Source organism: Spiroplasma endosymbiont of Cantharis rufa (assembly GCF_964019665.1).
Lineage (GTDB): Bacteria > Bacillota_I > Bacilli_A > Mycoplasmatales > Mycoplasmataceae > Spiroplasma_A.
The window spans coordinates 519,562-545,876 of sequence record NZ_OZ026459.1 but is presented as its reverse complement, the minus strand read 5'-3'; the positions used below and the strand labels follow the sequence as shown (position 1 = coordinate 545,876).

At 22.2% G+C, this 26,315-nt stretch carries 19 protein-coding genes; 1 reads left to right on the top strand and 18 read right to left on the bottom strand.

Annotated elements, in window-relative coordinates:
- Window positions 1–62: 62 nt before the first annotated feature.
- From AACL15_RS02390 to AACL15_RS02370, 5 genes are all read right to left on the bottom strand, one after another.
- On the bottom strand, window positions 63–554 hold the full coding sequence (locus AACL15_RS02390) for a lipoprotein (protein WP_339034955.1): 492 nt from the start codon (window positions 552–554) through the stop codon (window positions 63–65).
- A gap of 66 nt (window positions 555–620) precedes the next feature.
- Window positions 621–1,112, bottom strand: coding sequence for a lipoprotein (locus AACL15_RS02385; RefSeq protein ID WP_339034953.1), 492 nt, complete (start codon window positions 1,110–1,112; stop codon window positions 621–623).
- A 20-nt stretch (window positions 1,113–1,132) separates the two neighbouring features.
- Window positions 1,133–3,235, bottom strand: coding sequence for a hypothetical protein (locus AACL15_RS02380; protein ID WP_339034951.1), 2,103 nt, complete (start codon window positions 3,233–3,235; stop codon window positions 1,133–1,135).
- Between the two features lie 18 nt (window positions 3,236–3,253).
- Window positions 3,254–6,013 (bottom strand): hypothetical protein, encoded by a 2,760-nt coding sequence (locus tag AACL15_RS02375; protein ID WP_339034949.1) that lies wholly within the window; start codon window positions 6,011–6,013, stop codon window positions 3,254–3,256.
- Window positions 6,014–6,517: 504 nt separating this feature from the next.
- Complete coding sequence (locus AACL15_RS02370) at window positions 6,518–7,171, bottom strand: hypothetical protein (RefSeq protein ID WP_339034947.1); 654 nt, start codon at window positions 7,169–7,171, stop codon at window positions 6,518–6,520.
- 247 nt (window positions 7,172–7,418) lie between these two features.
- On the opposite strand from AACL15_RS02370, the gene AACL15_RS02365 reads away from it, so the two are divergent.
- Complete coding sequence (locus AACL15_RS02365) at window positions 7,419–9,977, top strand: AAA domain-containing protein (RefSeq protein ID WP_339034945.1); 2,559 nt, start codon at window positions 7,419–7,421, stop codon at window positions 9,975–9,977.
- A gap of 677 nt (window positions 9,978–10,654) precedes the next feature.
- On the opposite strand, the gene AACL15_RS02360 is transcribed toward AACL15_RS02365, so the two are convergent.
- The 13 genes from AACL15_RS02360 to AACL15_RS02300 all read right to left on the bottom strand — a co-directional run bounded on the left by AACL15_RS02360 (window position 10,655) and on the right by AACL15_RS02300 (window position 26,164).
- Complete coding sequence (locus AACL15_RS02360) at window positions 10,655–12,175, bottom strand: hypothetical protein (protein ID WP_339034943.1); 1,521 nt, start codon at window positions 12,173–12,175, stop codon at window positions 10,655–10,657.
- A complete protein-coding gene (locus tag AACL15_RS02355; protein ID WP_339034941.1) occupies window positions 12,165–12,902 on the bottom strand; it encodes an ABC transporter ATP-binding protein in 738 nt (245 codons plus the stop codon). The genes AACL15_RS02360 and AACL15_RS02355 overlap by 11 nt, the downstream gene beginning before the upstream one ends.
- Before the next feature lie 762 nt (window positions 12,903–13,664).
- Window positions 13,665–14,003: a hypothetical protein gene (locus AACL15_RS02350; RefSeq protein WP_339034940.1), complete on the bottom strand. Its 339-nt coding sequence runs from the start codon at window positions 14,001–14,003 to the stop codon at window positions 13,665–13,667.
- Window positions 14,004–14,260: 257 nt separating this feature from the next.
- Window positions 14,261–15,187: an ABC transporter ATP-binding protein gene (locus tag AACL15_RS02345; protein WP_339034938.1), complete on the bottom strand. Its 927-nt coding sequence runs from the start codon at window positions 15,185–15,187 to the stop codon at window positions 14,261–14,263.
- Window positions 15,188–15,209: 22 nt separating this feature from the next.
- Window positions 15,210–17,078, bottom strand: a complete 1,869-nt coding sequence (locus AACL15_RS02340) for a hypothetical protein (RefSeq protein ID WP_339034936.1) — start codon at window positions 17,076–17,078, stop codon at window positions 15,210–15,212.
- 402 nt (window positions 17,079–17,480) lie between these two features.
- Window positions 17,481–19,163, bottom strand: a complete 1,683-nt coding sequence (locus tag AACL15_RS02335; RefSeq protein WP_339034934.1) for a lipoprotein — start codon at window positions 19,161–19,163, stop codon at window positions 17,481–17,483.
- 866 nt (window positions 19,164–20,029) lie between these two features.
- Window positions 20,030–20,866: a hypothetical protein gene (locus tag AACL15_RS02330; protein ID WP_339034932.1), complete on the bottom strand. Its 837-nt coding sequence runs from the start codon at window positions 20,864–20,866 to the stop codon at window positions 20,030–20,032.
- Between the two features lie 332 nt (window positions 20,867–21,198).
- Entirely contained in the window at window positions 21,199–22,128 is a 930-nt protein-coding gene (locus tag AACL15_RS02325) for an ABC transporter permease subunit (RefSeq protein WP_339034931.1), read from the bottom strand.
- Between the two features lie 91 nt (window positions 22,129–22,219).
- Window positions 22,220–22,414, bottom strand: coding sequence for a hypothetical protein (locus AACL15_RS02320; protein ID WP_339034930.1), 195 nt, complete (start codon window positions 22,412–22,414; stop codon window positions 22,220–22,222).
- Entirely contained in the window at window positions 22,407–22,826 is a 420-nt protein-coding gene (locus AACL15_RS02315; RefSeq protein WP_339034929.1) for an ATP-binding cassette domain-containing protein, read from the bottom strand. Before AACL15_RS02315 ends, AACL15_RS02320 begins: the two co-directional genes overlap by 8 nt.
- A 270-nt stretch (window positions 22,827–23,096) precedes the next feature.
- Window positions 23,097–24,776 carry a hypothetical protein gene (locus tag AACL15_RS02310; protein WP_339034928.1) on the bottom strand — a complete coding sequence of 560 codons (1,680 nt, stop codon included), beginning with the start codon at window positions 24,774–24,776 and terminating at the stop codon, window positions 23,097–23,099.
- Window positions 24,776–25,510 carry an ABC transporter ATP-binding protein gene (locus AACL15_RS02305; protein WP_339034926.1) on the bottom strand — a complete coding sequence of 245 codons (735 nt, stop codon included), beginning with the start codon at window positions 25,508–25,510 and terminating at the stop codon, window positions 24,776–24,778. Before AACL15_RS02305 ends, AACL15_RS02310 begins: the two co-directional genes overlap by 1 nt.
- A gap of 60 nt (window positions 25,511–25,570) precedes the next feature.
- The gene (locus AACL15_RS02300) at window positions 25,571–26,164 is read right to left on the bottom strand and encodes a hypothetical protein (protein WP_339034924.1); all 594 of its coding nucleotides are present in this window, start codon (window positions 26,162–26,164) and stop codon (window positions 25,571–25,573) included.
- Window positions 26,165–26,315: the final 151 nt, after the last annotated feature.

Sequence of the window (26,315 nt, the reverse complement as noted above, 5' to 3'; positions counted from 1 at the left end):
TCTCCTTTTAAATGAATTAATAAATATAGAATTATGTATAAATTAAATTACTATTTTTCTTTTTATTCATGGGTTGCTTCTTGTTTAGCTCATTTTTGAATTTCCAACATATACTCTTTTGTATTATTATTTAAAGTTTCTTCCCTTTGTCATCCTTCAATATATTCATCAAAGTAGTCGGTATTAACTATAGTATAAGTTTCTTCTGATATTTTTGATTCTAAAGTTTCATATTTTAATTGCAACATTTTATAAGATGTAAAAGCTCTTATAAAAGCTTCATATATTCTGCTTTTTTGTCAAGAATCACTATTTAATTGTATCAATTCTTCTTGTTCTTTACTACATTCATTACATTCATCAAGTTCTTTTTTTCAAATTTCATCCACTTGCTTTTTTTCAGAACGATACTTATCTAAAGCTTCTACAATATCATCTCCAGATTTTGGTTGATTTGGCAATTCAAATTTTTTCTCACTTTGACATGATATAACAGATGTTGAAGTTGAAGCAAATAAAGTTATTGCTGTAAATAAAGTTAATAATTTTTTCATAATTTCTCCTTTTAAATGAATTAATAAATATAGAATTATGTATAAATTAAATTACTATTTTTCTTTTTATTCATGGATTGCTTCTTGTTTAGCTCATTTTTGAATTTCTAACATATACTCTTTTGTATTATTATTTAAAGTTTCATCGTTTTGTCACCCTTCAATATATTCATCAAAAGTATCTGTTTCTCTTTTTACATAAGTTACATTTGAAACTTTGGAGTTTAAAGTTTCATAGTCTAATTGCAACATTTTATAAGATTTATATGCTCTTATAAATGTTTCATAAATTCTGCTTTTTTGGAATGCATCACTATTAAGTTTAATTTCTTTTTCTTGATCTTTACTACATTCATTGCATTCATCAATCTCCTTTGCTCAAATTGCGTTCATTTTTTCTTGCTCTAAAACATAGTTATCTAAAGCATCTACAATATCCTCTCCAGATTTTGGTTGATTAGGTAATTCAAATTTTTTTTCACTTTGACATGATATAACAGATGTTGATGTCGAAGCAAATAAAGTTACTGCTGTAAATAAAGTTAATAATTTTTTCATAATTTCTCCTTTTAAATGAATTAATAAATATTTGACGATTCAATTTCTATAATTTTGTTTATAGTTGACATAATATCATTATCATAAATTAATAAAGGTATAGTTAAACCTAAACTCGTTTGGTAATTATATAAATAAGTTTTATAAACTTGTACATTTATATTACTATTTTGTTTAGCAGCCTTTTTAACGGCATCAAGTGCTAAATCCTGACTTTGATAATAAATAAAGTTAGAACTATCATTTACATCTCTAATTCTATACACAGCATATCTACCATCTGAAATAATATTATCATAAGATAATTTAAAATTTGGATCTCATGTTTTTATTTCATCTCTATGTACATATTTTGCTGTTAATGAAATATTATTATGTAATTTTCTTAATGCTGCTTCTTCACTTTCTCCAGATGATTCTACTTTTCCAAAAGCATCATAAACTATATATTTTTTTTGTAATGTTCTTTTGCTGTTTATAATTTCTTTTTCTTTGGCCTCTTCAAGAGTATTTGCCAACAGTTTACCATCTCTACTTGATAAATCTTTATCTGTTCCATATGAATATTTTAATACAGAGCTAAAAGTACCTTGCAGTGGTAAAAAATTATCTAATTGTTCTTTTGAAACATAAAAGTCTTCTCTCATTTTATACATTGTTTTATTATCAATTATATAAGGCTCTTTTAATATTCTTTCCTTTATTGGTAAAAAGTCATTATAACTTTGAATTAGTGAGTATTTGAAACCTTGATTACCATTAACATCATATAATTTATCTTTTGCAATAGATCCTTCTTTATTTAAATTTAAATTATTATTTTTAAGATCTTTAAAAGTTAATTCCTTATTTGGATTTTCAAAATTTTGCAATCCATTAAAATAATTTGAGAATCATTTACTATAAAAATTTGCTAAATTATCTTGTGTCATATCACTTGTTGTATATGCATTTCCCATCTCTGGTGAAAATCAAATTTCATCTCCACTTTTTTTATCTTTTGTAGTATATCCTGTAAAAGAAGTACGAGTTTCATCATAATAACTAAAATCATCTAATGTAACTTTTTTATTTTTATAACTAGAATGCATTAAATTAATGTTTCCATTACTACATGATTTTTCATTATATTTAAAATTAAAAGTCTTTGTTAAATAAGGTCTCTTACCTTCCTTCTCACTTTGTCAATTAGTTCTAAATTCTCCAAGAAAAGAAGATCAAGAATTAAATGTTTTATTATCTAACATTTCCAAATTAACATAGTCACCAAAACCATAATCATCACTTGCTCCTTGACATTGAACTGTTATTCTATAATCTTTTTTTGGCATAAATTTTATTCTATATTTAGAGTTAGTATTCAATAAATTTTTATAATAACCTTCATAAAATTCTGATTCTAACTCTCTTTTTAATTTAGCAAAACTCTCTTCTTGAGTTCCAAAGAAATTAATTGGTTTAATTGCTTGTTGATTTAATCCTGTTTTTTTATTGACATAATATCCAGAAGTAAATTTTGATATTAAAGCTTCAACATCATTTTGATTGAAAGCATTATAATATTCATTTGCATAAATATAGTATAAAGATTTATTAATTTTTAAATTATATTTCTCATTATTTTTGGCTTCATCTGGTGTATCAAATCATTCAATTTGATCATAACTGTACTTTGCTTTTACATTTCCTAAATTAGCATAAGTATTTAATGCATTTTCTTTTGATAGAGCTATATTTCCAAAAGCATCTCTATATACTTGACTAAAATTATTTATATTAATATCATAAATTTTTTTATCATCTAATGTCATATGCTCATAATTTTTAATAATTTTTGATGGATTTGAAGAAGTCAATTGCATTTGCACAAAGTTATTTTTTAGAATATACTCATCTAGTTCCTGAGGAGAATTAAATTTCTTTCCATCAAAATAACTATATTCAGTATCTCCAATATATAGTCTATTTTCTTCTATATCCTTATAAAGCTCTTCAATTTGTTGATTTGATAAATTGCGAAATTTTATATTACTAATATTGTTTTCACTAGTAAGTAAAGGTAATATAGTTGAGCTACTTAATACCAGAGCTAAACTTACTTTATATAATAATTTTTTAAACATGTTTACTTCACCCCTCTTTTAATAAACTTCATGAGTTTGTTGCTCAATTCATTTTCTAAATTCTCATTCATTTAAAAATATATTATCTTTAAAATCAAAGGTTTTTAACTCACCATTTTGATTAATTACTTGATAATTAATATTATTATCTAGATAAGTTAATAATTGATTTAATGTTTTAAAATACTTATTTTGCCCATAAAAATCCAACTTATAAAAATCATACTGACTTCCTTGATATTCTTCCAAACTATCATAGATTGAAGTTTTTATTAGATCACTGTTAATAATTAACTTAGATTCAATCGGTTGATTAATTCTAATGAAAGAAATAATTTCTTCTTCACTATCCTTATAAATTTTTTCACCATTTTTCATTATATAAAAATATTTTTTATTAAATTTAGAATTAGCAATGTTTTCTTTTAAACTTGATATTGCATCATACTTATTTTCAAAAGCATTTCCAAAACCATCTAAATAATATTCTTTTTTATGCATTACATATTCTTCTTTAAATAGCTGTTCAATAAATATTTCTTTTTCCTTATCTAAAGCTTCTTGATATTCAGATCAAGTAAATCCTCCTGAAGAGTTTACAGGCTTATTAAATTTATCATTTGTCAATGTATACACCTTGTTTTTGTTCATAATACTTGCAAATATTTTCCTTGAGGAGAAATAATTTTGAGGATTTTTGTAGGCGTCTAATATTAACTCTTCTTCTGCTGTATCTTTATGCAAATAATACTTATTTTTAAACTCATAAATAGTTGTTGTTGATGATTCTGGATTTTTTGGAACTAAATAATTTATTGCTGAATCTGAAATTTTTATAACGTTTACTTTTGGATTTGGTTTTTTAATTGATATATTAATTAAAGGAATTTTAATTGTAGGTACTGTATAAAATAATGATGTATTTTGATCTAATTTTGCTTCAAAACTAACTACTGACATAAAACTTAAAGCTTGACTTATACTCCATGCCTTTCCTACTCAACTTAATCCAGATACTAAACTAGTAGCACTTGCTTTTGAATTATAATTTTTATCTGTAAATCCTTTAAAACCAATTCCTTTATAAATATCTTCACTCTTACTTTCAATTTCCTTTTGATTTTCTTTATGAATTTCTTCCATGTTACTATCTATTTTTAACTGAGAAGTATCTTTATCTTTAAAGGTATTTTCAGTTTTTTTCTTATTTTTGTTTAACTTTTCAAGTGGTTCCATCACAGTTTCTGCTATTTTTTGAAATTTTACAACTCCATCCAATAATCTTTTATTTGCACCACCTTCTGAATAAAATTTATCCACATTTATAAAAAGAGAATATATATCTTCAAAACTACTTTCTCTTAAAGATTCCAATCCATTTTCAGAATCATTTGAAAAAACGTTTTCAACCATTTCTTCTTGTGAATTAATTATATCTGCTAATATATATACAAATGATTTTTCTAACTCTTCATAAGAAACACCAATTCTATGTACTCTGCTTTTAATTAATAGTTTATTAAATACAACAAGTAATTTATTGAAATTCGTAAACTCTTTATCTTTAATAAGATTTAAATCTAATGATGCATCTTCAAAATAGCTTTCATCAATGTTTTTAAGAACAGAATTTAAATTTTCTTTTCCTTCTTTACTCCATGATATACTTTCATTTAAGTAATCTAAGTATTTTAATGAATAAAAATTACTTTCTTCATCCTTATTTGGTTTATGAATTCAAGGCAAAACAATATCTATGACAGTGCTTGTCATTGATGATAAGCTGACAGCATAACTATAAGCAATTAAAGGATTAATATCAACAGAGCCAGTTTGCTCAAATTTAATATTATTATCTTTAATCTCTTCAGTTGATTCAAAATATTTTGGACCAACTAAATAACCATTTTGTAAATTAAGATTTCCTACTTGTGCTCAATAAGATTTTTTATCTGCATCTAAAACTTCTTTAATATGCTCTCTAGATAATTTTGGATCTAAAGGTTTTATTAAATTTTCATATTCTAAGTAGTTATAATCGGAAAAAGATTTTCCATTATATTCAAAACCAGTTGTCATATTTTTTCTTAATCAAGATTTAATTTCTGTTTCTGTTTGACATATTCCACTTTGCAAATAGCAAGTAGTTTTATCATCACTTTTTTCCAACTCTTTTAGCTTAATTTCTTCATAGTAAGATCTTGCATCACTTTCATTGTTTGTTTCTTTACCTTCAACGAAAATTGATGATTCATAATTAAAGTATGTTTCTAAAGCATTATCTCTTGAAAGATATGCTTGATTATCATGACCCCTATAAACTTTGACCTCTTCTTCTACATTAGAAGTTACAATATCAGAAGAAAGTTCTCCAGAAGCATTAATTGTATAATTGCCTGGATTTCTCATTGTCTTTTCTTCTGTTATTTTGAATTTCTGATTTATATATAAATCTAAATCTTCTTTTGTGTTAAATAACTGATTGTCAAATTTAAAAATATTTGTTTCGTAGTTAAAAGTTCTTTGTGCTTCATTATAAGCATAGTTATAAACTTCTTCCTTTGTTAAAAACTCTTTACCTGCAAAACTATAACCTATTGGCTGAGGTTCTACAATATTATTATTTGTTAATACAATACTAACTGGAACTATTGTTCCAATAGTTCCAATAGATATAAGTGAAACAATAGAGAGTCTCTTTTTTGTTAATCACTTGCCATTTTTTGATTTAAATATTTTATTTACTAATTCAGTAAAATTATTAGTATTTTTTCTCATTTTTTTCTTTCTCTTTTGAAAATAAATTAAATAAGCATAATAGAGTTTTTTTCATCTAATTGCTTTATTTACTAAATTTTCCTCCCCTTATTTGATGAATTTTACTCTTATGTGCATTAGTAAAAACGTCACATAGTTATTTTATACACCTAATTTATTACAAAAGCAATATTTTTACCATAAATTTAATAAATTTTGGAAAATTTTGTATTAATCTTAAATGTCCATTTTATAATGCTATACATAAATGTAATAATTTGTTAACTATAATTAGTAACATTGTGCTTGTAATATTCAACTTTAAAAACAGCTTCTTATTTGAAAACAAAAAAGACCAGTTATTAAACTGATTATTTAAAATATGAAAGAACAATATTTTATTAAATATTTATTTTATTAAAATTATAAATTGTATCTAATTCAATTATTTCAAAATAATTTGTCATTTCTCATTAAAAATTCTTTGATAAGACTTTTTAATTCGTTTTTTAAATAAATTTCTTTTTACTCTCTAATTATTGTCAAAGAATTACCAAGATCTCAATCAAGATTTGAAAAATAAGGTATAATTGGGCTTCCTCCATTTATCCATACTTTTGTATAGAATATAAAATGTAGTCTAAACAGTTTTTCTATCTCGTTATAACTTCACAATGTTCCTGCTTTTACACTATATCCAACTAGACCAATTCTAAAAACTCATAAATCATTGCTATATTTTCTAGCTGATTCAATATTATTTACATCTCCTTTAACTTCTTCATAATATTTATAAACAAATCCCTGTTCGTTTGATTTATCAGTACAAAATGATGACCCAAATTTTAATGTTGGCTCTGCAGAAGTTCTATTTCATCATCGTTTAGTAAATTCCTTGTATTTAGGTTCATCATCAAAACCCAATGTAATAACTAAATATTGCTCAACAACTGGACTACCAATTGAACTGGCATAACCCGCTATCTGATAATCATAAAGAGCTCATTTTCAAGTAAGAGATTCATTATTACTAATCGGATCTACTTCATAAACAAAATTTTCAGATTCTGAAGTGCAATCAATAAATATTTCATTTTCGGATTCACTTCTATAATTTGCTTCAACTTGTCTTTCCTCGATTAATACATTACTAATAATTGGACTTGCACCACTATTCATATGGATGCAGTTCATAATAAACATATCATTTTAGATATTTTTATTTCCTTTTCCTTAACTCCATAAGTACCTACAAATAATATATCAATTGGTCAAATAAAAATAGTTTATAAGTACTTATGGTGATTTTTTAACACCAATATTTGTAACTAAAACTATTATTATAATAAAAAGTGTTATTAATTCAATTATCTACCTTTAGCAATTTGCAATATTTGCAGTTATAATATATTAAGGAGTTTAAATAATGTCTAGGGAAGAAAAGATTTTTAATTATTGAATAAAACTTTTAAATGACTTATTTAGTTTAGATCAAAAACAAATAGAAAAAGAAAATCTATTAAATTCATCTAAAATAAAAAATCAATTAGCAGTTACAAAAAATGATAATAATAGTGTTTATAGCAGTATAAGGTATTTTTTTAATAAACATTTTCAAAATAACTATAAAAATTTAAATAAAGAAAGTGTTTTATATTACTACATAAATAGCTCTTATAAAAACTGAGACAATATAAAAAATAGAAATTTTATATACCCTTTTGGAATAAATAATAGTCAAAAAAAAGCTGTGGAAAATGCTTTTAAATCTAATTTTTCTATAATTCAAGGTCCACCAGGAACAGGAAAAAGTCAAACAATATTAAATATTGTTTCAAATATTCTTTTAGATAAAAAAACAGTTGCTATTGTTTCAAATAATAATTCAGCTATTGATAATATATTTTATAAATTGAATCCCAAAATTAAGGATAGTAATAATTATGAAGAACAACTAGAAGTAATTTGATTTTTATCTTCTTTTTTAGGGTCATTTTCAAAAAATAAAAATTACTTTACATTAGAGATGCAGCAAAAAATAGTATCTGCAAAAGAAAAATGAAAAAAAGCATTTGAAAACTCCAATGTAAATATGGAAATTAGTGTGCAAAATAGTAAATTTCAATTACTAATTGAAGAAATTGAAGAAATTGAAATTTTAAAGAAAAAAATATTAAGAGATGAAAAAGTATTACCTAAAGTTAAAAAAGAAAAAGAAATATATGAATCAAAAATTATATTAAAATATAAAGATAACACTAATTTATTGAAATTATCCCTTGATAAATTAAATAAATTTTATATTAATATTAAGGTCTACAAAAAAGATAAGCTATCATGATGATTTAAATTAAAAAATAAATTTAAATATAAACTACCTAAGAATTTTTTTAAATACGACTTCATATCAGAAATATACTTTCACGTTTTAAATAAAAAAGCTCAAGAACTAAAGGAAAACTTGATTAAAAATAAAAAATTATTAAATGAGATTGATAATAATCAATTGGATGACTTAATAAAAATATCAAAAGAAATATTATATAACTCTATTTATGAAAATTATATGTCAGAAGAAAAAATAAACTTAACAGCAAATAATTTTACTGAAGTTAGTTATGAATTTGTCAAATTACTTAATAAACAACCAATAGTTCTAAGTACAATTTTTTCATTAATAAATTCTAAGCCAGCAGATGTACTATATGATTATTTAATAATAGATGAAGCTTCACAAACAGACATGTTAGCTAGCATTGCTTCAATGGCTTGTGCAAAAAAAATAATAGTAGTTGGTGATTTAAAACAGTTATCTCAAGTTAACTCCCCTAACTATAAAAATTACTTTGAAGAAAATAAACTATTTTTAAATGAAGGATATGAATACTGAGAAAATAATATTTTAAAATCTCTTATAAAAATATATGGTGAAAAAATTCCTAATCAACTATTAAGAGAACATTATAGATGTGATCCTGCTATCATTGAATTTTGTAATCAAAAGTACTACAACAATGAATTGATTATTATGACTGAATCAGAAAATGAACAAAGTCCTTTTGAATTAATAGTTGGTGAATCTTTATACTATACTGACACAAATAACTCTAAAACTAGTAGAAAAGAGTTCGAAAATATTAAACAGTATCTTAATGATAATAAAATTAGTGACATAGGAATTATTAGTCCTTTTAGAGATCAAGCTAATATCTTAAATAAACAATTAGGTACAGATAAAATAATTGCCAATACAATTCACGCTTTTCAAGGACAAGAAAAAGATTCAATACTATTTGCTGTTACAAGACAATCAATAAAAGGAAAAGATGATTTTGTTTCTAATCCAAAATTAATAAATGTAGCTGTTTCAAGAGCAAAAAATAAATTTATACTTGCATATTCAAAAAATATTAATAGTTGTCCTGACAATGATATCAAAGACTTAATAAATTATATTCAATTTAATTTTCCAAATAGCAAAGAAGTTTATAAAAAGAATACTGAGTTTTATATTTTATCAAAAGAATATAATAATGATTTAATAGAGTTTATTAAAAACTATAATAAAAACCACTTCAATGGTGCTAAAGAACCAACTGAAATAATAGTACATACAGTTTTAGAAAAAATTATATCACTGGAGGAATTTAATAACTTAGATATTACCCTATTCAAAAAATTAAGTCATATTATTCCTAAAGCTATAGAGAAAGATATTTTTAATAAAAGAGAAAAAGAATTTTTAAATCATCACTGATCTCATATTGATTTTTTGGTTTATGATAAATTTAATTTTGAACCTGTCTTAGCAATTGAAGTGGATGGATATACATTTCACAGAAAAGAAAAACAAAAATGAAGAGATAATTTAAAAGATAAAGCTCTAAAAATTCAAAATATACCTATAATGAGAATTAGTACAGATACATATAAGAAAATTGGACTTTCAATAATTAATAAAATAAGAGAAATAAAAAATAAATAGAGAACGTTAATAATTGAATCAAATATTAGAAATATAATATTTGATCAATTTTTTAGTTGAACAATTTTTAATTTATTTTAAAAACAAGTTTCATCTTTTTATAAACTCAAAATCATATCATTGGTTTAAAAAATTTATTTTTAGAGTTAGTTTTAAAATCAGTTCTAATAAACATGAAAAAGAATTTTTAATTACAATCAAATAAGTAAAGTTATAAATTTAATAATATTTGCTTAAAGAATAAATAACTTTGCCTTTAAAATATTAATCACTAAAAAACTAATAAAATTTAAAATAAATTATTCTCTATTTATTAAAAAATCACTAACAAAATTTTAAGTCAAAAACTTTTAAAAATTTTAATATTTTATTAATAAATATATTTATTTTTATAATTGCAAAATATTAATACTTAAAAACACTTAGCTTTTAGCTTTATGTAATTCTTTATAATCGTCAAAATAAAATAAAAGTAAATTTATTGAATGAATTTACTTTTATAAAAAACTTTATTAATTTGTAATTTAAACTAGCGATTTTAAAAGAACAATAAAATATTGTTCCGCTTATAATATTTTTTTTACTTTGAACTTCTTTATGTCAATAGTTTATCTCAATTATTTAATTTATTAATTTAAATGGCCCTCTTCATTTATATAAATTTTTAAATATTTTTCCTAATAGCTTTTTTTATTAATAAAAATTGAATATGCACTAAAAATTAGGATTAAAGATATTAATGTATAAGTTATATATAATATTTCTACCTTCAAGAATCTTTTAGCTTTTAAATTTGTTATAGTTATTTCAGATTCTTTTGAATAACTCTTAATATTGTTTAAACTTGAAAATAGCTTCTGGCGTGCCCCTATTTGATTAATTAATACATCATTTTTATAATCCACTGATTGATACATCAATGAAAAATGCCTAAGAGGATTAAATACATTTTTAATATTTTCAACTTTTTGAGCATTAATAATATCTTCGGTTGTTATTACAGAACCTTCCATCTTAGTAAACGGTCTTTCTGAAATTATATAATATACTTTATTCATAAGTGTTCTTGTAAATAAATACTCATCAGGGCTATAGTTATTCTTAATTTTTTCTTGTAAATCTAAATTTAAATTAATTTTTTTTGGTTTATAAGACAGATCTAATTCTTGATAGAATAAATAGTTTACAGCATCTTTATTAATAAAATTATAAACTTCATGATACTCTATGCCATTTTTTGCTTCTATAGCTTTATTTGTTAGTTTTAATATTTCTTCTGAATTAGTAGTATAATCATTAGAAAATTCATAAACATTTTCTCATGTATTTATCTTTGATTCTGAAAAAAGAGATTCAATTTCAAGGGAGATATCTTCAAATACTACAGCTTTATTTTGAACCTCCAATTCTCAAGTTTTATAACCAGCCATTACTTCTTCAATATCCATAGACATAAATTCAGGTTGCTGTAAAGCAAAGTGAAGATTTGATATTTTCTCACTTTTTTTTATTTCCTCAAATTGCTGATTTGCATAACTAAAGTTCATTGCCATATTATTAAATTGTTTAATATTTGAAGAGGAATTAAAACTTGATATCATTCCTAATAAACTAACCACTACCAACAATAGCACTGAAAATAATGTAGCGAGTGTTCCAATAATTGTTTCTCTTTTTAATAACATTGAGAATAAAATAGTCACTGAGAAAACCATTAAAACAAAAATAGAGTATCACCCATATACTGAGATGTATATCTTATATACTAAAATATTTGCATTACCATTCGCTAAAAAAATTGAATAGAAAATAATTGACTTAAGTAAACTAATAAGTAAAAAAGAAAACAGAACAATTAATATAAACATAACTCTACTAAAAAAAATACTTTTTTTAGTAATTCCATATCTTAACTCAAGTTTATAAGTATTATCGACTATTTGATTTAATAGTATTGTCAAACTGTAAAAAATTGTAATAAATAAAAATATTATAGAGTTTATTATAATAATTAAATTAATTGACAAATATATATTTTCTACACTTTTGTTTGTATTTAAAATTAAAGACGAGATAAGTTCAGATAAAAAAATAGATAAGAATGCTATTACATATATTAATCAATTTGTCTTTTGATTTTTAAATATAATTAATTGATTAATAAAAGTAGTTTTAAGAGAATTTTTTTTATTTTTCATTCATATACTCCTCTAACCTATTTTTTATTTCCTCAGCATTGTTTGAACTATATTTATTAAATATCTCATTAATATCATCACTCTTATTAAATTTTTTATTATATGTAATTTGACCTTCATCCATAATAATTACATGGTCAATTAATTGCATTACTTCCGAGATTAAGTGAGTAATTATAACTATTATAGTATCCTCAGACTTTAATTTACTAATTACATCTAAAATAATTGTTTTATTTTTAATATCTAAATTCGCTGTAGGTTCATCAAAGAAAATAATCTTTGGTTTAAAGAGCATACAAGCATATAATGATAATAATTTTTTTTGTCCTGCTGACAAATTTTTAATTTTAACTTTTCAATATTTTTTTACATCAAAAATACTTGCTAAATAATTAACTCTATTATTATATTCTTGTTTTGAAAGTAAGTTAATATTTACTAGTATCTCAATAAAATTTCTTACACTAATATCATTAGGTAATTCATTATTTTCTGTAAAAAAATATCAATCTCTAAAATCAATATTTTTTTGTTCCAAATTATCTAATTGAATTTCTCCTGATGATTTATTCAGCTCATTAAATATTATTTTTGTTAATGTAGTTTTACCTACTCCATTATTTCCAAAAAGTCCATAACAATTCCCTTTTTCTAAGGATAAGGAAATGTCTTTAAGAATTTTTTTGTCTTTAAAGCTCTTATTTATTTTATTTATTTTTAGCATTTTATTTTCCTAACTATATATTTATTATTTGAGGTTAACTCCCTCCTTATAAAGATTCATTAATTTTAGTATGATCTTAATTGAATTAGTTTTCAAACCATAATATTCCTTATTATCTATAATAAGAGTAGAAAAATTTATAGAGTAAATACAGAAAATGTATTAATGACTCTATTTTTCAAGTTCATCTTTTTAATTATTGTAAAATTAAAATAATTTTACAATTCATTTTGACTGTCAAATAAATTGAAATGTATTATAGTAATTTATACTTTTATTACTAAATTTTTAGAATAATTTCACTTTATTAATAAATATTTATTATTCTTAATTAATACTTATTAATTTTTAGTAATTAATAAATTAATACCAATAAAATATTTTTATATGTACAAAATTTATTTATACAAAATTATTATAATGTATATTTCTAAATAAAACATAAGATATTATAAATTCTAAGGGAACTACTTATTAAGCTATTTTTTTTGAGAGATATATTTTATAAATAAGTATATTAATATAGAGATACTAATTTAAAATATTACATTTATAACTTAGACTACCTATTCCTTAACTCTATTTTATTTTAAAGAGGTTTATAAATATTTATTATAACTTTTTATTTAGTATCTTAGTCTGATTTCTCTAACACTCTAATTTCTCATACTTAGTCAAAATAAAACCTTTTTTCACTCACAAATATTTTAATATTTGTGAGTGAAAAAAGGTTATGCTATAAAATAATTTAAAACATTAGAATTAATCTTCTCATATTTTATCTTCTTCATTAAAATATTTAACAGGATTTTGAAAATGTTTAATTAATTTTTTATTTAAATAAGAACTATTACTTTCATCATTTATATCTGTAATTGTAAAATGAATTTTACTTTTTATCTGATTTGGACAACTACATAATTCTCACTCCTTTGGTTTAAAAACACTAACTACTTTTTTATTAACTACAACTAAAACTAAATCAACTTCACTAATTATTTCTGCCTTAGCAGTTCAACATCCATTTGAAATATCATATATTTCATCTCTAGTCATTAATTCATTATATCTTTTTGAACAATTTAAAATAACACCTTTCATTTTTACTTCTCCTTCTTAATTACTTATATTTTATATGATATTTTTAATAAATAAAAATTTAAATTACTTTGTAAAAATGTTTATTTCTGAGTAATAAGTAATTCTGTTCTACATATCAACAAGCAACTTTGCGCTCTATTATAATCAATAAATAGATGCTTTATGAATAGAATAGATAATCCTTCTATTGAGATGATCGGTCTCTTTAAGATTGTCAATTCTAATTATTTTATAAAGCTCACTTTTTTATTTGACTTCTATATTTCCTGATTTTCTAAAGCTTTATGAATTGACTCCATATTTATTGGTAATTTTACAAGATTTATTAATGGCAAGTTATTTTTTATTAAATATAAGAATAAGTAATTAATCTGACGATAGTTTTTAGCTGCAATTACTAAGGAGTTTTCATCTCTATCATATTTAAAGGATTTAATATTTTCTTGTAATAAAAACTCTCTAAATTTTTCTACATCAAATAAATCCTTGATAAATAATTTATACTTGGAGTAAATATTTAATGTCTCTTTTGTACCTTCAAATATTTTCTGACCGCTTTCTAAAATAATATACTCATCAATAATATCTGAAATTTCATCAATATTATGAACAGTAATAATTATTGTCTTACCCTGTTTCTTAAACTCTACTAATAAATTTTTAACTTTATTTCTTCAATATGAATCTAAATTTGCTCCAGGTTCATCCATAATAATTATTTCAGGATCTTTTATAAAGCATAGAATTAAATTAATTCTATTTTTCATTCCTCATGAAAAATCTTTAACTTTTTTATTTCTATGATTTCAAACATCAAAGTATTCCATTCAATACTTAACCTTTTCTTTTATTTTGCCTTTTTTTACTCCCATAATTAAACAACTATCTTTTAAAAAGTTATACGCAGATATATCATGTAAAGCGAAATCCATTTGAGTATAATATCCAATCACTCTATTTGCTTTATGATAACTTCTTGATTTTCTTTTTATATTATTAATTGTTATTTTACCTTTATATTTTTTAATTATTCCCAATAGTGCATTTAAAATAACAGTTTTACCACTACCACTAGTACCTAATAGACCAACAATTTTTCCTTGTTCAATTTGAAAACTTATTGGTCCAACTTTATTTGTTTTGAATTTTTTAATAAAATTATCAAACATAATTAATTTTTGCATTCTTTTATGCCCTTCTCTTCTATTATTGTAAATCTAAGGAATTAAATTTATAAAAAGCTATTAAAAACAAAATAATACTAATAACTACTTGAATAACTAAATATCAATATGGGTTAATTCCACTATCATAGGAAATTTTATCAATTGAACCATTTTTAACTTTTAAATCATATGTACTATAAGGTAAAAGTATATTTTTTTGTGAATCTAATGAAATATAAGATTTTAACTGTGGATCAAATCAAATATCTTTATAACTTAAACCAGAATAATAAGTATAATTCACAAATACATTCGATAAGAAATTAAAATGAAAGAACATATTATAAATTTTTCTTGTACTTACATAATTATTTCAGTCTTGACTTGTTTCATCTAATTTATAACTTGTTGCAATAACATAATTTGAAGTATAATTAATAAAATAATCTTCAAGAATTCTGGTTGTAAGCATTAAGGGATTATAGATTGAGGAATATATTTTTTCATTTGAATTATAGTTTTCATCCATATCACTTTCAATAACTCTCTCACCATCCGATTCTTGAATTCTCAATCCATTTAAATTCATAAAATGATTTTGATATATATCTTTTAAATAAGAAATATTAAAACTTCTCTTATTGGATGTAGATTCATATTCTAAATTATTAATTGACTGTGCTTTTTTAATTAATTCAATATACCCTTTTTTCTCTTCTGTAATAACTCCTTGTTCATCTGTTGATTTTCAACATGCATTAGAGTCAATATTTTCGCATGACTCTAATTGAATATAATCATCAAATAAATAATAGAACTTTTGCTGAAAACCAATTGTATAAAAATTAATATAATTATTAAATTCTAATAGTTCACTTAAAATTTTAAACTTATTATAACCCTTTTCATCATTAAAGTTTGAATCTCTATTTTTAATTTTATTTTCCAATTCATTAATACTAATGAATTTATATTTTAAATATGTTTCTAATCTTATTTCATCATCAAATTTTAAATCTGAAATAGCTGAATCAAATGGAACTGAAGATATTTTTGCATTAAAACGAATTTTTAATGGCTCATCATCAATTATTCCTAGTTCTTTTCAAAAGTTTTTTCTATTCTCTACATTTTCAGTTTCACTTATTGTACTTATACGATATTTATTTTTTAAGAAGTGATCAGCAATATACTTACTTAGATTAGGGTAAGCAATTTGAGATTTATTAATGTTAGAGATTAAATCAAATGAGTTATAAATATTATCTGTTCTTAAAATAACAGTCCCAGAGTCTCCAAAAAAACTTATATTTTTTGATTTCTCAGATGTTTTTAAAAACTGATATGGTAATGATGAAATAAAACTAAATGACATTATTAAAGTAACTATAATTATTGAAGCTTGTGGTGAAAGTATTGATAATAAAAATAATACAAAATTTGATAATAAAATTATAATTAAAAATAAATATAATGTATAAACCATAGATAGCTTAAAAATAACTGGATTATTAAAGTTAGTAATTGCAATAATTAAAAAATTAATAGTAAATAGTAGAAAACAATAAATTCAAATAACCATATTTGTTGTAATAAAAAGTTTAGACCTTTTTAAATGTTGTGTAGAAATAATATTTATTGTTTTATCAGTTTTTTTAATGTGAAAAAAATAATTTAATAATCTCATAGAGATTAAAATAACAATAGCACATGTATGTATTAAAACGTAATAGTTAAATACAATAACTTTCATATCAGAAGTTGGAAATATCATTAACATTAATCCAACTAATATTGATAAACTCATAGATATTAAATACATTATCATAAAAGTCTTTTCTCTTAAAATACTTTTAAATTGATATTTAAAAATTGTGAAAAAACTAATATTCATTTTAATATCTTTCATAATTTCTCTCCTTTTTTATTTTAAATTTATTACTCAGAAAATTACTTAACTTATTTAGTAAGATTTATTAAGCAAAATTATATATTCTTTATTAAGTTATTATATTATTTACCTATTTTTAATTTTAAAAGTTTTAAAAGTGATAATAAATATAAATATCTTTAATCCTTTTCAAAAAGTGAGTAATATAATAAATTTATATATTTAAAGAATAATAACTCCTTTTAAAATCAATAACTTTTTTTATTTTTTAGTGATATATTCAAAAATTTTAAATATTAAAATTAATTTTAAACAAAAAACAAACTAGTTTAAGTTTGTTTTTTACAAACCTCCATTTTTGAAAATCTGTATATTATTTACAATAAATAATTTTTTTATATAGTATGCATATATCTATTATTATTTTGAATATCCTTGAGAAAATAAAACAGTTCTTTTATTTATATTTGCTATGTAACTTGATTTAAAATAGTCCATTTCAAATGTAACAAATAATTTATAACCTCCTAAATAACTCTCTTTTTGTAAAGTATAAGCACTTCAAGTATTATAACTGTGTTTAATAATATGAGCGTATTTTCCATCTTGGCTATCAGGAGTTCATGATACGTTAAATAAAAATTGACTCTGTTTTGAATTTGAAATTAATTTATCTCTCTCTGTTCTTAAATTGGAATGCTCTAAGTTTACAAAACTATTAATATCTTGAGTCTTATTTTCTATTCCTAAAAGAGATCACTTATTAAATAATTGTGAATTTCTAGCAAAAGAGAATATTATATGTTCCTGATCATAATTTGCTCCTGATCATTTAACTGTTTCATAAATATCACCAAAAGCCTTTGTTGCAACTTTAAAATTATCTTTTAACCCATTAATAAATTCATTATCCTTTCTTGATACAACTTCCCTATTTTGAAAATATCCGAAGTTTAAAGACAAATTAGGTATGTCAATCTGCTCTTCATCATTAATTTTATAATTAAGATTAGTTAAAGTTAATGAGTTGAATTTAATAACTGAATTTATAAAAACTGTCATATTTTGATTCTTATCCAAATTTTGTGAAATCTGATTTAATTTTGATGATAAGTTATTTATCATGTATTCTTCTGAGATTTGTTGAGTAGAAGAAATTAAACTTTCAATATTCTGATCATTTGATTCTCTATTATCTAAAAATTTTTTCAATTCGTCCTCTCCTAAATTATTTTCCCTGTAAGATAATAAATTCTTAAGATTAGTAAAAGACTGTTGTTTAGATATTGTTAAATCAATTCTAAATTCTGCTTTTATAAATTGTAAAAACTTATTTGAGTAACTTGAATCATTAAAATAATTCAGTATTTCATTATTATTCTGTTCTAAAAATGACTTACTAACTAAATTTAAATCTGTTGAATAAATCCTGCTAATATCATTTAATAAAAATTTTTCTTCAACACTATCATACATTTTTTGAATATCTCCACCAATTTCTTCATCATCTGTTATAGAAATAACATTTGGCACATCTTGAATTTTATATTCTTCAAATTCTCCTGTTTTATTTTGATAATTAACTGAAACTGAATAATTAAATTTAGTTGTTCCAAATCATACTCTTTTGTTATTTTTATCGTATGACCTACTTTTAATTTCAATTTTTTCGTTAGGAACTATAACTAGCTCTTTAAAAACAGAACTAGTTCCTGCTAAAAGAACTGAATATTTCTCAACTTTCTTTAATTCATTAATTTTCTGTTTTAATTCATTTAATTTAAATAAATTATTAAAATCTTCAATAATAATTGATCTGACATTATCATCTGCTGTTTTAATATTATCACTTCCCATAAAATCTTCAAATTTATGTTTGTTAAAAAATTTTAAACTACTTCCAGTTTTATCTATTAGTAAAAAATTCTTATTAGTATTTGCAATATGTTGATTTAAGATCTTATTTACATCTTTTTTAAAATCTTTTATCAATGTTTCAAGCTCTAAAACAGGCGGAGCTACTTTGTTTCCACAAGCTAAAACACTTAAACTTGATGTACCTATCAAACCAAATGCACTTAATAAACTTAATAATTTTTTCATATATTTATTCCTTTTCATTTTTAATATTTTATTTAAAAAAAAAAAAAAAAACAAAGAATTTAGCACACTTAAAAATGTTTTAATAAGTTTAAAACATTTTTAAGTGTGCTAAACTTATTAAAACATCTTAGATTTTTTTTTATAATATTGAAAAAAGTGATATTTATACCACTAATAATAAAAAATAATTTATAATAAATTAAAACATTGAATAAGATACAAAAGAATGTTCTTAAACAAATAAAGCATATTTAACTAAATCATTTTATTCCTATAAATATATCTTTAGTAAGTAAAATATATAGTAATTTAAAAGATATATTTTTACAAAAACTGAAATAATTTTATAACTTTACTATATTTTTTTAGCAAATTAGTTAGATACACTATTATTCAAAGAATTGATAATGCTTAAATTTAAAAGAATAATTAGAATAAATAATTCATTATGACTTACACTTTGAGATTTGAATATAGCAAGTTTTGTTTACTAATTCAAATATTCTAGAATATATTCTAATTGTTGTATGCAAGTACTTAATTTAAAATATATAAAGTACTTTTAATTTAAATGAATTTTCTGGCATTTATAAATATACTTTCTTTCAATTCTTTAAGCCCTTATTTATAGTTTTAAATTCTCATTTTGATTGTTCTATTCCCACTACATTCAACTATTCAAAAAATAACAAATCATTTCATGAAATTTAATAGCAATTTAATTTGCCATTTTTTAAAACTTAGTCAAATTAAGAGGGATTTTTTAGTAAATTTACTCGGAAATGAAATCGATTTAGAGTTTATTAATGACTTAAATAAAATTGAATAAAAATTTATCTTATAAAAAGATAAATTTAAAAGTAAAACTAGGCAAACTCAGACACTCAAGCGTATATAACAAAAATAGCTCCAACTGCTGCAAATGCTGCAGGAACAGCTCATGATGATGCCGTTACTGTAGTTTCTGTAATAATTAATACTGGATAAACAATTTCTTTAAATGCTGATGCAATGGCTCTAATATTAAGAGCTCATGCTACAGAACTAAGTAAATTTGGATCTAAGTTATGTTTTTGTCTATAAAATCCAATTGATGCTGAAGCAACTCCAAGTGAAGCACTTGTAGCTGAAGCTGCAACTGCTCAGGGAATACTAACTCCAAATCATCAAGCTGCTGCTCAAAATCCTGCTGCAGCAATACCTGCTACAACTGCTAATGAAGATAAAGTATTTTGTGCTATTGCAAGATCTCTTGAGAATTTAGTTAATGAAGTTTTAGCTTCTTCCAGACTTTCAATATTTTTTGATTTTGAAAAATAATTTAAAGAATTATAAGAAACATTATTTACTTTATCACTATTTTTTAAATTATTAATTTCAGAACCATATGTATTTTCATATTTTTTTGTCATTTCTGATAAACTAATAGTAATTTCTTCAAGAGATAAGTTATTACTTTTTACATCATCATAATATTTTAAAGATTCCTCACGCGCCTTTAATATCATATCCTTGTTTTCACTTGATTCTTCCAACATTCCATCAAACATTGTTAATAAGCTTTCTTCCATTTTATTTCAATTAATTTCATTACCACTTATTTCAAGATTTGAATTATTTCTATATTGATTAGCTAAAACAACTGAATTTATTCCTGTTACTCCCAATGTTAAAGCTGATACCATACTAATTAATTTTTTCATTTTTTGTATCCTTTCTTATATTTAAAACAAAAATTTACTTATTCATATCCCTCTTTTCTATACTTGGAATTATTATAAAAAAAATTTACTTGTTATTTTAAATAAATAATAAGTAAATAAGTGTTTATATAAATGAAATAAAAATTATAAATTTTATTAAAAGAGTAAAATTATTTACTAAAATCCATAATTACTTAGTAATAAATACAGCAAAATAATAAAATAAGTTTTAAATACAAAATTAATTTTATACACTTTTATATTTATAAAATGAATTTATTTTTATAAGAATCTAATAGTGTCTTACATATAAAAACTTTTATCAAAGTTATTTAAATATTAAATGAAATATTTTTAAATAAATAAGTAGAAAGTCAACCAAATGTAAGCAATAACCCATTCATTAATATCGTTGATATACAATAGAGAATAATATTTATATCTTTTAAAGCTGGTGTTTCTATAAATATTTTAATGTTTTCACCATTTTCTATAGTTTCATAAACTAAATAACTAACTGGTTCCTTGTCAAAATCAGGAGGTAAAACATTAGAAATAAAAACTTGTAAACCAATGTAGTTAATAATTATTTTTAGAGCTTCATTTTCTGAAACTGAAATTAGAGTAATCAGTTCTAATAGACCTATTAGAGTAAAGTAAGTTAAAATTAATGAACCTATAATATTAAATAGCATAGTTCTTTCTATTAAAAGTAAAGCCACAATAAAAAATATAGATGCTAACATTAATAAAAAGAAATAAGTTTGTAATCCTCCTAAAGTTACATTAGATAGAGCAACTTTGGAATCATGTCCAAATGAAGCAATAGAAATAAGAATTACAAATGCTGGTAAGTATAAAAATGTTATGATTAAGATTAAAGTTAAATACTTAGCCAATATTATTTGCGCTTTAGAAATAGGTTGAGTTAACCATAAAGAAATTTGAGTTGAACTAATTTCTTTTAATAGTATCTTATTAATAAAGATTATTATAATCATTCCATAAATCACTCACCCTAGATTTTTAAAAAGAATATTGTATATCATTTCTAAAGGAATCATCTCCATTGAACCTGATCCACTGAGGCCCTGAGAATTACTTGTGTTTTTGATTAAAGATCCATATGCAATAGAAAATCTCTCTGACATAAAAGGCAAACAAAGAAGTCCAAAATTAATTAAACTCCAAAAAATAGTTATAAAAGTGATTAGTTTTCAGTGAATTCTAAGATGACTTGTAATAGTATTAATTAATCTCATTAGAATAACTCTTCCACATCATGACTTTTAAATAATTTTATAAAATTATTGTGTATTTCTGTCATATTTACTTCTTTAACACTATACTCTTTTACAAGAAAACCTTCCTTAATAAAGCCAACTCTATCACAGATTTTTGAAATCTCATCAAACACATGTGAACAAATAATAATTTTTGCTCTATAATCTTTTTAAAACGCAAGATCAACTCATAAAATTGAGCTGAGATTGTTGCATCTAATCCTCTTGTTGGTTCATCTAGAACTAAAAATCTGGGTTTATGCATAACTGCATTTTTGTTTCATACCACTAAACATTTTAATTATTCTTTTTTTTGCATCCAATTCAAAAAAACTTAAAAGTTTATCAATATAATTCCAATCAATATTACCTTTTAATTTAGCAATTATTTTTAGATATTGAATTCCAGTTAATGCATCATATAATGCAATTTCTCCTGGAATATATCCAGAAAACAACATAATCTCTTTTGTATTTGTAAAACTATCCATTCCGTCAATTGTAATTTTTCCAGAATCTGGTTTAATAAAGCCTAGTACTTGCCTAATAAATGTAGATTTACCTGCACCATTTGACCCCATGATTCCATATACTTCATTGCTTTTCACTGTTAAAGAAATATTAAAGTTTCCAGCATTATTTTTGTATTTTTTTGATACATCTTTAGCTATTAGCATTTTTAAATTCTCTCCTAACCTTTTCTTGGTTTATATTTTTATGAGTTTTAAATTTACTAATGAACAATATCATTTGTACCAACATTTTATTGCTAAAACACTATATTTTAATTTTGTTGCTAGAATTTTTATATATTTATATTTTAAATATATAAATTAGAAAAAACCAAAAAAATAACAAAAGTTTCAAAAAATTTGAAACATTTACTGAAAAAAATTCATTTTAGAAAAAAAAAAAAAAAATCATTTATATTAATGATTTTAAATTTATTAAATTTGTAAGTGTTTTTTAAAAATTATAAATGAACTTAAAAGTACTAAAATTGAAATTATATAACACAAAATATAGTTAATAATTATTAAAAATCTTAAGTTTTTTACTTCAAATTTCTTAATCATTGATTCATTAGGAAAGTTTGTTTTTTCTAATTCATTTTTAAAAACAAAATTATAGTAAATATAATTTTCTGATGGAAAAGCATGAAAACTAGACAATAATATATTTTGTTGATAACTATTATTGAAATAACTAAATGTTTGCATTTCATTAATTACAAAAAATGGATTTATAAAACTTTTTAAATACATTTTATTTATTTGAGAATTAGCAAATTCATTAGGATTTTTCTTTATTTCATAACCATAGTTTTGAGTTATATTATAATAAGAATCAATTATATCTAATAATCCCTTTTCAAACAACATAACACCTGGAGTCATATTTGTTCCAATCACAGTTTTTTCTAACTTTTCTTTATAAAGAAATTCATGATCTCCTAGTTCTAAAGATGACAGATCTCTACCAACAGTTAAAACATTTTTACAATAATAGTCCACCAAATTAATAATTTCTAACTTTTCTTGATCTTTTTTATAATAGTCTTTAAGTTTTTTAATCAGTTCATTAAAATTGTATTTTCCATCTAAACTAATATTTTTTGTAGAATTAACTGAATAATAACTATTACTTCATATTTCTTCAATGCTATCTTTAGAGTTATTAATTGGATTTTTAGGATCTAATTCAAACAGATTATTAGTTTTTTCAATAAATTGAAAAATTAAGTTTTTATTAAATTCTTCTTGATTGAAATTATAATATTTACTATAAGGAAATTTTTCTTTATAAACTGAAAAATAATAATAAGCACCTTTATTAGCTAAAAATTTAGCATAGTCCTCTTCTGAATCAAAAATCATATAATTTTCTGATTCACTTTTTAATTCTAAATAAATTGGTAAGTTAACATATTGTTCTGTTAATAACTTAAAATTTGAGTTATTAGCATACAATTCATGACTTTTTTTAGTAGTATCATATCTAATATTTTGCTCACTTGCTATGTAACTTTCATTTGAAAGATTAGTTAGCAAATTTAGAAAACTATTAAAAGGTAAAACTAAAATAAATATCCCAGCAATAACTCCTAATATAATTGGTTTTCTAAATTGAGAAACCATAATAAAAATAGAAGAGACAAATATATCTATTGCTAAAATGCCTATTAAAACTATAATTTGATTTAGCAAATTAATTTTAAAATACATATTATTAATAAATGAGAAAAAAAGAATATTTATAAAATAAAATGATAATAACATTACTAATAAAATCAATTTATTTGAAATAAATCTTATTCAAAATATTTTATTCATAGAAATATCATTGCGATATTCAATATTTAATATTCCATTAGCTTTATCCATCATTCAGAACCTATTTGCAAAAAATATTTCAAATAATAGTATGAAAAAAATAAGTACAGCATAGATGATATAATTATAAGCCACAACTTTACCTGGTTGTGAATTAGATGATGCAATTTTCATTAAAAAAAGCATATCTACAATAAAGGTAACTAAGATTAAACTAACAAAAGTAATTCAAAAAAACTTTGATTTTATTGTATGATTTATTATTCTTGATGCTATTGGATTAAATGCTTTCATTATTTTCTTATCTCCTTTAGATCATCAAACACCATATGCTTATTTTCAGTTCCTAGATGTTTATGATATAAATCAATTAAAGATGATTTTGATTTTTCAAATTTATCTTTATAACAAATTTTTCCATTCTTTAGAAATATAACTTTATTAATATAATCTTCAAGTTCATTTATATTATGTGAAGTTATCAAAATCATAATTTTAAATTCTGTTGATAAATACTTGATAAGCTTCAAAAACTCTAATCTCGAATTAACATCCAAATTTTCTGTTGGTTCATCTAAAATAATAAGTTTTGGATCTGTTAATAATAAAGGAATCAAAAGAGCTCTTTTTTGCATCCCTGATGACAATTTTTCAAATGTGTAATTTATATATTCTTCTAATCCAAGCATATTCACTAAATTATCAAATTTTTCTTTAATATCTTTAATTTTTATTTTCTTTAAATCTAAAATATACCTACAATAATCATAAATTTTTTCTGACTTTGGAAAGTTATTTTGATCAGGAAAATAACCAATTAATAATCTAAAATTTTTAGTTTCTCCAAAAAATTCTATTTCACCTTCATCCAATTTATAGTCACCCATTATAGATTTAATTAAAGTTGTTTTACCTGCCCCATTATCTCCAATTAACCCTGTAATGTCACCTTCATTAATAGAAAAAGAGATATTAAATATTCCCTTACTCTTTTTAAAAACTTTAGATATATTTTTTATTTCTATCACTGTATTATCTCCTTAATTTAATATTAATAAAGGACAATTAAACTAATTGCCCCTTTATTTCTATTCACTTATAAAAAATAATCTATTTAAATTAATTTTAGTACTACAACTATGCACTGCCCCTGCTGTTCTTGCATAAATATAGTAATCCACTTTAATTGAAATAGTATTATCATAAATAATATTTTCAGCTTCAACTGTTAATTTTATTCTTGATGTATGGTGTCCTCACCCTTTTCAAGAATCCACTGTTTCATCACTTTCTCATACTCTCTTATTCAAGCCAATTTCTTTAATACTTAGTGTTAAATAATCCTTTTCTTTTCCATTTGTATAAGTACCATACTTAAAATTTCCATAAGCAATAATAATTGAAGTATCCTGGAAATCATTTTCTCAATTACTATTAGAAATAGTAGTTGAATTAGTTCCATAACTTTCTTTTGATTGTGTTCCCGTTGCTTTAGTTGTAACCTCATCACTAACACTTATTGGTACAGTAGTAGAGTCTATACTTACTGAATTATTTTCTTTCATATTTGTTAAAACTTCATTATTTGTTAAAAGTAAATTCTTATTCATTATCAATGAATTACTTGTTAAAGGCGTAGATAACAATCCTATTACACCCGATAATTTTAATAAATTTTTCATTTCTTTTCCTTTTTTCCATTATTATAATATCACAATAGTATTTAAAAATAAAAATATATTATTATTGGACCGTGTAAATTTATGAGTAATAAGCAATTGTGTCCCTACATATTAACAAGCGAATTTGTCCTCCATTATAATCAATAAATGG